We start from the raw sequence: 9,814 nt of genomic DNA, 5'->3' as shown, positions 1-9,814 counted from the left end.
TTGATTTGTCAAGTCGGGCTCAGCAACATGGGGGCAAGCGAACAGACCTCGGGCACAGAACCGTTGGTGGTTCAATGAAAACCAAATGCCGAGAGGCTATTAAAAAAAGCGGAGGCGTTGTTCCCATAAGTTATCGAACCTTAGGGAATACCGGGCTCGCCATAGCTAGGCATGGATCAGCGGTTTAGCTGAGTACCAAAATCACTGGGGGAAGTGAGCTTACTTGAAAAAGATTATTTGCGTAGAACCGAATCAGTTTGCAATGACAAATGTAACAATGCCTGATGTAAAACCTGGAGAGGCTCTGATTCGGATACGGAGAATTGGTATTTGCGGGACCGATATTCACGCGTATCACGGGAATCAGCCGTTTTTTACTTATCCACGCGTACTTGGCCACGAACTATCTGGCACTATTGAAATGATAGGGAGCGGTGAGGGAAACTTAAGCATTGGTGATCAGGTCTCCGTAATTCCATATCTTCATTGTGGAATCTGTGTTGCATGCCGCAAAGGAAAGACCAACTGCTGTACAAATATAAAGGTGATTGGCGTGCATGTAGACGGCGGATTGGCAGAGTTTATTTCCATGCCGACCAATCACTTGATACGGACAAACGGGCTCTCTATTGAGCAATCTGCTGTGATCGAACCACTGGGCATCGGGGCGCACGCGGTCCGAAGATCTGGTGTTTGTAGTGGAGATACGGTCCTGGTGGTCGGTGGAGGTCCCATCGGTCTTGGCGTCATGGCTTTTGCGAAGCTGAGAGGGGCGCACGTGATTGCCATGGACATCAACGAAGAGCGATTGGCGTTCTGCACTTCGTGGGCGGATGTGGATGCCACCATCGACGCGCGTATTCACCCTGAGGAGGAACTTTCACGATTGACAGATGGCGAATTTCCTACTGTGGTGTTTGATGCAACAGGGAATGCCATATCTATGTCAGCTTCTGTTCAGTACGTTGCACACGGTGGAACGCTGGTTTATGTGGGTCTGGTTAAAGGAGACGTTTGTTTCTCTGATCCAGAATTGCACAAACGTGAATTGACGTTGATGGGTAGTCGCAACGCGACGTTAGAGGATTTCAATGCAGTGCGCAGTGCGATGGAGAATGGGCTACTCGATGTGAATGGGTATGTAACTCATCGAATTAAATTTAATCATGTCATGAACGAGTTTGAGGCGTTGACTAAACCGGAAGCTAAGGTAGTAAAGGCCATGATAGAACTAGAGTAGGTGGAGCCTTTACGCGATATGTTATCGGCTTTTCCACCGCCGTCATATGGTAGTGGGCATGTATGAGAGCTGAGAGTGTGTATTGGCCTTGAGGTCCGTATGGAATGGGAAAGAAAGGATTCATGTGGAGACAATATTGAGGGATCTGTAACTGGAACACTGACAATTAAAGCAAAATTGATTGGTAACGAGATAATTCATATAGTATCCATGGAATTTGAATTGCAAAACACAACCAATATTTTTCGAGCTGAACTTGAATTGGACGATGCTGCAAAATAATGGGATAATTTAATCCCAATCTTTACGAGTTGGGGTATCGCCACATGCCCATCAAGGTAAGCATTCGCGGATAAACCGATTTCTTGGGAAGTTACACAATACTTACTCACAAGATTAAATATCCCATCATAGGGTGTGTCCACTCAAGCGAAGTGGACTACCTTTTCGTACCTTATGCAGCGCGACGATCTTTCTACTTGCGTTCGTAAATGACACCCAATATATCAAACACCGTTTTCTTCTTATATCGATGAGATTTCCGACCGTTCTTTTGAATCATCTGATAAAGTCGGCTGAGTACGTCTCGTACGTCGTCCGGTGTTTGACACAAATCCTTCGAAGTCTCAAGATATAACCAGAAGCGGATCCGTTGTACGTCTCGACTTAGTTCCCAAACCCGTTTCCTGCGTATATATTAGGGCCTGCTGAATGAATTAAAAATCCAGTCGTAGCAAGGGATTTGAGTGTGATCTGTCGAATAGAAGTGTATGGATTTTGAGCGGAGTGAGCAAAAAAACGTGCACTTGGAGGAAGGACATTGTACGCGAATCATCTGGATCAACAGATACTTCCAGGAGACTTTTTTCTGCCGTTTGGTGGTCGACTCAACGAAAACAATCGCTGGGTTCAGCTTTCGTATCTCATCCCATGGCGACGTGTAGAAGAGGCATACAGCAAGCACTTCAGCAAAGATCTTCGAGGTGGACGGGCCGTGTCCGTTCGGATGGCGCTTGGCGCGCTTATGATTCAGGAACGTGAAGGCTTTTCAGATCGACACTTGGTTCAGCACATCACAGAAAACCCGTATTTGCAATATTTCATTGGCTTGGAAGCATATCAAGAAGACTCGCCTTTTGATCCTTCTCTTCTAGTCTACTTCCGTAAACGACTTGGCCCGGATGTCATCAACCAAGTGAACGAGTGGATTGTGCAGGCTGGGCGCCAAGAAAAAGAAGATGGAAACGACGATGAACATAAGAACGGACCTCCTACATCTCCAGAGAGCGATGCAAATGGTGGTGCACAAGCGAAGCCTCAAGCGCTGCGAACCCATCAAGGGAAGCTCATCTTGGATGCGACCTGTGCACCAGCAGATGTTGCGTACCCAACTGACCTGTCGCTGTTAAACGCGGCACGCGAGAAACTAGAGAATATCATCGACACGCTCCATGCACCACATAAAGGGAACATGAAGAAGCCTAGAGACCGACGGCGTCAAGCACGCCGCGACTATCTGAGAACGGCGAGGAATCGCAAGGCGGTTGGGCGGCAATTGCGCTATGTGGCGCGGGACTTGAAATTCATTGAACAACTTGTACAGTGCACGCCGTTAACAGCACTTTCACGGCGACAATATCGAGAACTTCTGGTCATTGGCGAACTGCATCGCCAGCAACGAGAAATGTATCGCTCTCGCAGCCATCGGGTGGATGACAGAATAGTGAGCATCGCCCAGCCCAACGTCCGACCGATTGTGCGTGGAAAGGCAAAAGCGAACGTGGAGTTCGGTGCAAAAATAGCGATCAGTGTCGTCGAAGGATATGCCTTGATGGAGAAGACGAGCTGGGATAGTTTCAACGAGGGCACAACACTGATAGAGTCGGTGGAACGATATAAGGAACGCTTCGGATGCTATCCAGAAGCGATTCTGGCAGACAAAATCTATCGAACACGGGACAATCACAGGTACTGCAGGGAACACGCAATCCGGTTGAGTGGCCCGAAACTTGGGAGACCGCCAAAACAAGTGGATCGAGCACAAAAGAAACTGGAACGGAAGGACATGAGCGAGCGAAACGCAGTGGAGGGAAAATTCGGCGAAGGCAAGCGAGTCTATGGGCTTGGCTTAATTCGAACACGTCTTCGTCAAACAAGCGAGACCGTGATAGCTCTCCAGCTGCTGGTCATGAATCTGGAGAAGAGGCTGCGGCTTCTTTTTTGGCTTATCTTCGGAGAACTTCTTGACATGAATTTCGATACGATCGAGGCTGCGTCATAAATCATTCAGCAGCCCCTACATTAGCTATGATAACTACTTCACGCCACAACTCAAATTCATAGGAGGTTTGTGAGATGGACTATACATATCTAGGGAGAACTGGATTGCGTGTTAGCCGCTTATGCCTTGGGACGATGAACTTTGGCCCCGAGACGGAGGAGAAGGACGCGTTCCGCATTATGGATGCAGCGCTCGACGCTGGTATCAACTTCTTCGATACAGCCAACGTATACGGCTGGGAACGAAAAGGTTGGACCGAGGAGATCATCGGTCGTTGGTTCGCACAAGGCGGTAGCCGTCGCGAGCGTGTCGTGCTGGCAACCAAAGTGTACGGCGATATGGATCCCAACGATGGACCGAACAACCGTGGTGGACTGTCCGCCTACAAAATTCGGCGTCACTTGGATGCTTCCCTGAAGCGCCTCCAAACTGATCACGTTGAACTCTATCAAATGCACCACGTTGACCGCAATGCCACCTGGGATGAGCTGTGGGGAGCATTTGAAGTGGCGGTGAACCAAGGTAAAATTGGGTACGTTGGCGCTAGCAACTTTGCTGGGTGGCACCTCGCAATCGCACAAGCGGCCGCGAAAGAGCACAATTTCCTCGGCCTCGTCTCTGAGCAACATCAGTACCACCTTTTGTGCCGTTTGCCCGAATTGGAAGTGCTCCCAGCAGCAGAAGGACTTGGACTTGGGGTCATTCCTTGGAGTCCGCTCGCTGGCGGATTGCTTGGCAGAAACGCGCTAACCAAAACTGGACAACGCAGCGCTCGGGCACAAGAAACTGTCGAGAAGAACCGTGCCGCGTTGGAAGCATTCGATAAGTTGTGCAAAGAGATCGGTGAGCCACAAGATGTGGTGGCCTTAGCTTGGTTGTTAGAAAATCCGGCTGTCACCGCCCCCATCATCGGACCGAGAACCTTAGAGCAGTTGAACGATAATCTTCACACCTTGGAAGTCAAACTAGACGAAGCCGTAATGCAACGGTTGCACGAAATCTTCCCAGGACCAGGGAAACCCGCTCCGGAAGCGTACTCTTGGTAAGTCATTGATTACGACCGTATGTTGACGGTTCTGAGGGAGTGAGGATACCGCGAGGTGCCTAAGATACCCGGCTGTTTTAATTCAAGAAGATGAAGTAGAGTAAAGGGCTGGGTACCCCAGCCCTTTACTCTACTCAGACAGTCTTATTGCGCATTTGCTCCTTTTAGCGATACAAGAGCGCGTAATATTTCGTTTTCTGATCATCCCCTTTGCTCAGGTTATCCTAGATATGAGAACGTACGTTTGGTAAGATAAATAGAAGCAAACGTTCGGGAGGATGACTCATGAAGCAAAAGACATTGAACCTGCTGGAAATTCAACGCCGCTTCTCTACCGAAGAGGCGTGCCGTGAACACTTATTTCAGATCCGCTGGCCCGAAGGTTTCCAGTGCCCTAAGTGTGACCACCACCAGGCCTATGTAATCACGGATCGTCATCTGCATCAGTGCGCGAATTGTCATCACCAGGTGTCTGTGACCGCAGGTACCATCTTTCATAAGACGCACACATCTTTAGTCAAATGGTTCTTGGCAATCTATCTCGTCTCTCATGATAAACGGGGCGTATCCGCTTCCTTCCTGGCTCGTGAACTAGACCTTGGGTACAAGACCGCTTGGCTCCTGCTACATAAGATTCGGAAGGCCATGCGTGATCGCGATGCAAAGTACCAGTTGGCGGGCATTGTCGAGCTTGATGAAGCGTTTTTTGGCGCACCTAAAGAGGGTGGAAAACGCGGTCGAGGAACAGAGAAAGCCATGGTCCTCGTAGCCCTCACTTTGACTCAAGCTGGTCATCCTGAGTACGTAAAATTTCGAGTCATCCCGAACGTGAAAAGTGAAACCTTGATCGCGTTTGCCAAAGAAGAAGTTACGTCAGGTTCAACCATCGTCAGCGATGACTATCGTTCGTATAAGCAGTTGGCCAGCAACGGTTATGCACACGATGCCAAGAAGTTCGATCCGCTTCAAAATCCAGATCACTTGAAATGGATTCACACCATCATCGGTAACGCCAAGGCGTATATTGCGGGCACCTATCATGGCCTCAACCCCAAATACCTAGAGACATATCTGGATGAATTCGGGTACCGATTTAATCGACGCCATTTTGTAGGCGAATGGTTCGACAGATTGCTAGCTGCTTCCACTTCTGCAAAAACGATCACATTAGCTGAGCTAAAGGGATGATCAGATTTCGTTTAAAACGGTAATCTTTTTCTTAATATCCGAATCTGTCCTCGATGATTCAATTCATCTTCAAAAACGTGAAACCACGCAAAATAATTATTCGCTTTAGTCTCTGTGTTTAAGGGAAACTCCTCCGACAACCAATCATCATTCTTTTGTTGCAAGCCCTCTAGAGTCCTAGTACGAACCTCATTGAGGCACGCCAATTGTTCGTCAAGGCTGTAACCGCGAAGGATTAAGTTCCCCGCTGGTCCCAGTTCTAGCGCCGGGCCCCATCTCTCCATTTCTGCTTTAGTCATGGTTCTACGTTCAATGGTTGTAATATAATAAAATGTTTCGATGCTCGCGATGTGGCGAAGTAATGAGTTTATCGAGTTTGCATCGTCATCCTGTCTATAGTCAAGTTGCTTGGTTGTTAATTCCTGGACTTCCCAAGTTGTAGTCTGCCTAACATAATTCATCATCGAAACCAATCGGCCAATTTGTGGGGTAAACCCCGGAACGTCAGTGATCTTAGAGGTTCGTATCTGACAACATGACCACCTCGCGATATAAGTGCAGCAAAGCCAACAAAGGAACGAAGCCGCACAAGCCGATATCTTTTGGCGAACGCTTCGGGTGCTACGCAAGGAAAAAGGCATGACCCAAGAATAACTTGGCGAACTGTCTCGGCTACATACGTACTATATAGGTCAAGTCCAGCGTGGCCAGAAAAATCTGACCATAGAAAGCCTCGAAAAAGTGGCTATTCGGTAGGGTGATGAATGTATGTAAGTTTGTGGTTAACCGACATAATCCATTTTCATTTTAGGGTTCGCCGGCCTTTTTTCTTTTTACTATATTGGGATTGAAGTAACTGCGCGTACTGCCCTCCTCTTTCCTTTGCAACAGCTCGGATGTGGCCAGAGCGCTTTAATGAAAGATCGGCGAATTCGCTTTGCATTTTTTTGTAACTCTCGAATCGATCAGAATCTAGTTCCCCTCGAAATACTGCATCTTTAACAGCACACCTAGGCTCATCACGATGTAGACAATCTTTGTAGTAGCATCCTAGAGCAATTTCTTCGATATCCTGATAAGTTTGGTTTAACCCATCACTCGCTTCCCATAATTGGATTTCACGCATTCCGGGAGTGTCTATAATTAAACCGCCGTTGGGCAAAATCATCAATTCCCGATGAGTAGTAGTATGCCTTCCCTTATCATCATCTTGTCGAATGTCATTCACTCTCTGAGCTTGTTCTCCCATTAGACAATTAACAAGTGTAGATTTGCCAACACCAGATGACCCTAATAGTGCAATAGTACTTCCAGTTCTCAGATAACGGGACAGGCTTTCTATACCATCATGGGTAATTGAACTAATAATGTGAACGGATACACCTCGCGCTACACGTTGAGCTGCCGCCACTTTAGCAGCCATGTCTGTGCAAAGATCCGCCTTCGTTAGGACAATTACAGGTTGTGCTCCACTGTCCCAAGACACAACTAAACCTCTTTCAAGCCTTCGTTCATTAAACTCGTTGTTTAAAGAACTAAGGAGAAATACGAAATCTATGTTAGCTGCAACAATTTGCTCGTATACTTTGTTACCAGAAACCTTACGGGAAAGTTTACTCATTCTGGATAAGAACCCGTGGATAATGGCCTTTTTTTCGTGTTCGATTATTTTCACAAGTACCCAATCACCAACAGCAGGGAACAGATCGCGACGTTCTAACACCAGTCCATCGTGCCTAATTTTCCCGGAGACTTCCGCGTGTAACTCGCCGTGAATCGTCATTACCTTATACAGGTGTTTATGTTCTGACACAATTCTACCAACACAGAAACCCTGTTCTTTGAAAATTGAGAATTCTTCTTCCCGGATTGAATTCCAGCCCCAGTGCACCAGATCCAAATTCAGATTGGCTCCCTCCTGTTTACCAACTGTGGTTCTTCCATGATACCTCATGATAGCGTCCAATGACACAACTTAGAGTTAAAGAATTAGTATCCATGTAAATTTAGGTGCACTAATACAAGCAATTGTTTTAATTGGAATCCAGCATAATATTCCTAAGACCCCGAAAAATTCTGCATCTGATGAATTAGCGTGACCTTGGCTCACCATGATCACTATCTAACAGTTTCATTAATATATGGCATCAACTAATAAAACGTGTTAGGACAAAGAACTGTTTGGCAGACTTAGCCTGCAATCCCCAATCACCATGTGGCCACGAAGAACAATTTGCATGTTTTGCGATGCCATCTTTATACATCGCCACCGCTACATTCTAGAGGTGGGAATTCAAAGATCTAATGCCCACCATCATCCTGCAAAATACACTCTGGAAAGCGGATTACTTAACGACTAAAGACCATACAGCAGCTTTGCCGTTCCCCTCGACCTTGCTCAATCCATCGTTATATTACATTAATAGAGCAAAATTACATACAATCCATTCCTACCGTTCGTTTTAAGGAGCCTTAGAAGAGTTGGAGGACCTATGATACCTCCAAGCATATAAAGTGCCACAGAACCTTTATTCCATATTCCACCGCCCATTCCTATTTTAAATGTCTACTTTAATCGTCCATAAATTAAAACGTATGAATAATCATTCTTGATCATCCAATGCGTAAAGTAGCATCTCCATCAGATGATAGAACCAAACTGTCCGATCTGTGTGTATCTTCATTATAAGTCGTACACATGATGATATATCCAACAAATATAAATAGTTTCTATTTCTATCATAATGATTTGTATATGGTGATATGTAAGATAATATAATTGTGTATGAAATCGGTGAAACTATGATTTTAGATAACATAAACAACATCCGATAATAGAACAGTATCGGATGTAATCGTCCAAATTAAATTTGGAATATCATCTCCTGAAATGTGCATCAAAATGATAGAATCATATCTATACCGTGAAAAGGTGGTTGTATTTGTCATGAGTGGTCCAATGTCAAAAATCACACAAAAGAATCAAATCACAATCCCAACCTCCATTCGTAAAGCGCTTGGGACAAATCCTGGCGATCGCGTTGTTTTTCGGGTAAATGATGAAGGGGAGGTCATTCTGCGTGCGATTAAGCAAGTTTCGCCTGATGCATTGTATGGCGCATTGCATCGTCCGGAAAATGAATATATGCCAATGGACAAATTAAGGGACCAGATTTCAGAAGAACTGACAGAGAAATATCGTGGCGCAAAGGAAGAGATGGAATGAAACAACGTATGTTAGATACCCATGTCATCTTGAGGTACATTTTGCGCGATCACGACCAACTTTCTCCACAAGCAAGGGATCTTTTTGTAAATGCGGCGAAAGGAGAAATTGAGCTCCTTTTAGACCCGGTCGTCATTGCTGAGTGCTGTGCTGTGTTATCTGGGAAAATCTATGGGTATGCGAAACGAGATGTGGCCGGTGTACTTGGTCAGATTGTGATGATGGAGGGGGTTTTTGCAGCGGATCCCGTTATCCTCTCTGAGGCACTGGAGTTTTATGCGAAACACAATCTCGATTTTACAGATGCCTACCTGGCAATGACCGCGAGAGGGAAAGGCGTTACAGTGGTGGATTTTGACCATGATTTTAGCCGTGCGTCCCCCGATGCATCCGTGAACGTCTGATCGAGAACTGTGATGAATCGCGCCAATGATGCGCTGATAAGGGCAAGCTGAAACAAATCGGAAACTTGTTCATGTCTGTTTTGAGAGGGAAGTGGATGTAGGATGACAGAAGTGCTCTCCCATTCCTATTCGTTATCCATAGACCAGCGTGAGAGATTGAATCAACAAATCAAACATTACATCACGCAATCACAGGCGGAAAATACTCGACGCGGTTACCAAAGTGACTGGCGTCACTTTTTAAATTGGTGTAAAGCACAATCTGTCAGGCATCTGCCTTGTTCCCCAGAAACGGTTGCGTACTATTTGTCGTACTTGGCTGATCAGGGATATAAAGTCAGCACATTGCAACGCCGAATCAGTTCCATCTCGATGGCTCACAAGACATCTGGCTATCCATCTCCGACGGAAGATCCAGGCCTTCGAACGG

General features: G+C 46.3%; 10 protein-coding genes. 8 read left to right on the top strand and 2 right to left on the bottom strand.

Annotated features, from left to right (window positions below):
- Positions 1-223 precede the first annotated feature (223 nt).
- The 5 genes from ACFSB2_RS14765 to ACFSB2_RS14745 all read left to right on the top strand — a co-directional run bounded on the left by ACFSB2_RS14765 (position 224) and on the right by ACFSB2_RS14745 (position 5,754).
- On the top strand, positions 224-1,240 hold the full coding sequence (locus ACFSB2_RS14765; RefSeq protein ID WP_377943853.1) for a zinc-binding alcohol dehydrogenase family protein: 1,017 nt from the start codon (positions 224-226) through the stop codon (positions 1,238-1,240).
- Between the two features lie 99 nt (positions 1,241-1,339).
- Positions 1,340-1,522: a hypothetical protein gene (locus ACFSB2_RS14760; RefSeq protein WP_377943852.1), complete on the top strand. Its 183-nt coding sequence runs from the start codon at positions 1,340-1,342 to the stop codon at positions 1,520-1,522.
- Between the two features lie 538 nt (positions 1,523-2,060).
- Entirely contained in the window at positions 2,061-3,521 is a 1,461-nt protein-coding gene (locus ACFSB2_RS14755; protein WP_377943851.1) for an IS5 family transposase, read from the top strand.
- 74 nt (positions 3,522-3,595) lie between these two features.
- On the top strand, positions 3,596-4,567 hold the full coding sequence (locus ACFSB2_RS14750; RefSeq protein ID WP_377943850.1) for an aldo/keto reductase: 972 nt from the start codon (positions 3,596-3,598) through the stop codon (positions 4,565-4,567).
- A 284-nt stretch (positions 4,568-4,851) separates the two neighbouring features.
- Positions 4,852-5,754 (top strand): IS1595 family transposase, encoded by a 903-nt coding sequence (locus ACFSB2_RS14745; protein ID WP_377943849.1) that lies wholly within the window; start codon positions 4,852-4,854, stop codon positions 5,752-5,754.
- 11 nt (positions 5,755-5,765) lie between these two features.
- On the opposite strand, the gene ACFSB2_RS14740 is transcribed toward ACFSB2_RS14745, so the two are convergent.
- Together ACFSB2_RS14740 and rsgA are read right to left on the bottom strand one after the other, a co-directional pair.
- Positions 5,766-6,215: a DinB family protein gene (locus tag ACFSB2_RS14740; RefSeq protein WP_377943854.1), complete on the bottom strand. Its 450-nt coding sequence runs from the start codon at positions 6,213-6,215 to the stop codon at positions 5,766-5,768.
- A gap of 341 nt (positions 6,216-6,556) precedes the next feature.
- Positions 6,557-7,654 carry a ribosome small subunit-dependent GTPase A gene (gene rsgA, locus ACFSB2_RS14735; protein WP_377943848.1) on the bottom strand — a complete coding sequence of 366 codons (1,098 nt, stop codon included), beginning with the start codon at positions 7,652-7,654 and terminating at the stop codon, positions 6,557-6,559.
- Positions 7,655-8,713: 1,059 nt separating this feature from the next.
- Between rsgA and ACFSB2_RS14730 the strand changes: the two genes are divergently transcribed.
- The 3 genes from ACFSB2_RS14730 to ACFSB2_RS14720 all read left to right on the top strand — a co-directional run.
- Complete coding sequence (locus tag ACFSB2_RS14730; protein ID WP_377943847.1) at positions 8,714-8,980, top strand: AbrB/MazE/SpoVT family DNA-binding domain-containing protein; 267 nt, start codon at positions 8,714-8,716, stop codon at positions 8,978-8,980.
- Positions 8,977-9,384, top strand: coding sequence for a PIN domain-containing protein (locus tag ACFSB2_RS14725; protein WP_377943846.1), 408 nt, complete (start codon positions 8,977-8,979; stop codon positions 9,382-9,384). Before ACFSB2_RS14730 ends, ACFSB2_RS14725 begins: the two co-directional genes overlap by 4 nt.
- Positions 9,385-9,486: 102 nt before the next feature.
- Positions 9,487-9,814, top strand: a 328-nt coding sequence (locus tag ACFSB2_RS14720; RefSeq protein ID WP_377943845.1) for a site-specific integrase, incomplete at its 3' end; no start/stop codon positions are given.

Source organism: Alicyclobacillus fodiniaquatilis (genome assembly GCF_042678105.1).
Classification (GTDB): Bacteria; Bacillota; Bacilli; order Alicyclobacillales; family Alicyclobacillaceae; genus Alicyclobacillus; species Alicyclobacillus fodiniaquatilis.
Note: the sequence above shows the minus strand (reverse complement) of the source record. Positions and strands in the feature narration are given on the sequence as shown.

What these genes read in the sequence shown, in the direction of transcription:
- ACFSB2_RS14760 (WP_377943852.1), top strand. Translation starts at nt 1,340, where the DNA reads ATGGAATGGGAAAGAAAGGATTCATGTGGAGACAATATTGAGGGATCT.
- ACFSB2_RS14750 (WP_377943850.1), top strand. Translation starts at nt 3,596, where the DNA reads ATGGACTATACATATCTAGGGAGAACTGGATTGCGTGTTAGCCGCTTA.
- ACFSB2_RS14745 (WP_377943849.1), top strand. Translation starts at nt 4,852, where the DNA reads ATGAAGCAAAAGACATTGAACCTGCTGGAAATTCAACGCCGCTTCTCT.
- ACFSB2_RS14740 (WP_377943854.1), bottom strand. Translation starts at nt 6,215, where the DNA reads ATGAATTATGTTAGGCAGACTACAACTTGGGAAGTCCAGGAATTAACA.
- ACFSB2_RS14730 (WP_377943847.1), top strand. Translation starts at nt 8,714, where the DNA reads ATGTCAAAAATCACACAAAAGAATCAAATCACAATCCCAACCTCCATT.
- ACFSB2_RS14725 (WP_377943846.1), top strand. Translation starts at nt 8,977, where the DNA reads ATGAAACAACGTATGTTAGATACCCATGTCATCTTGAGGTACATTTTG.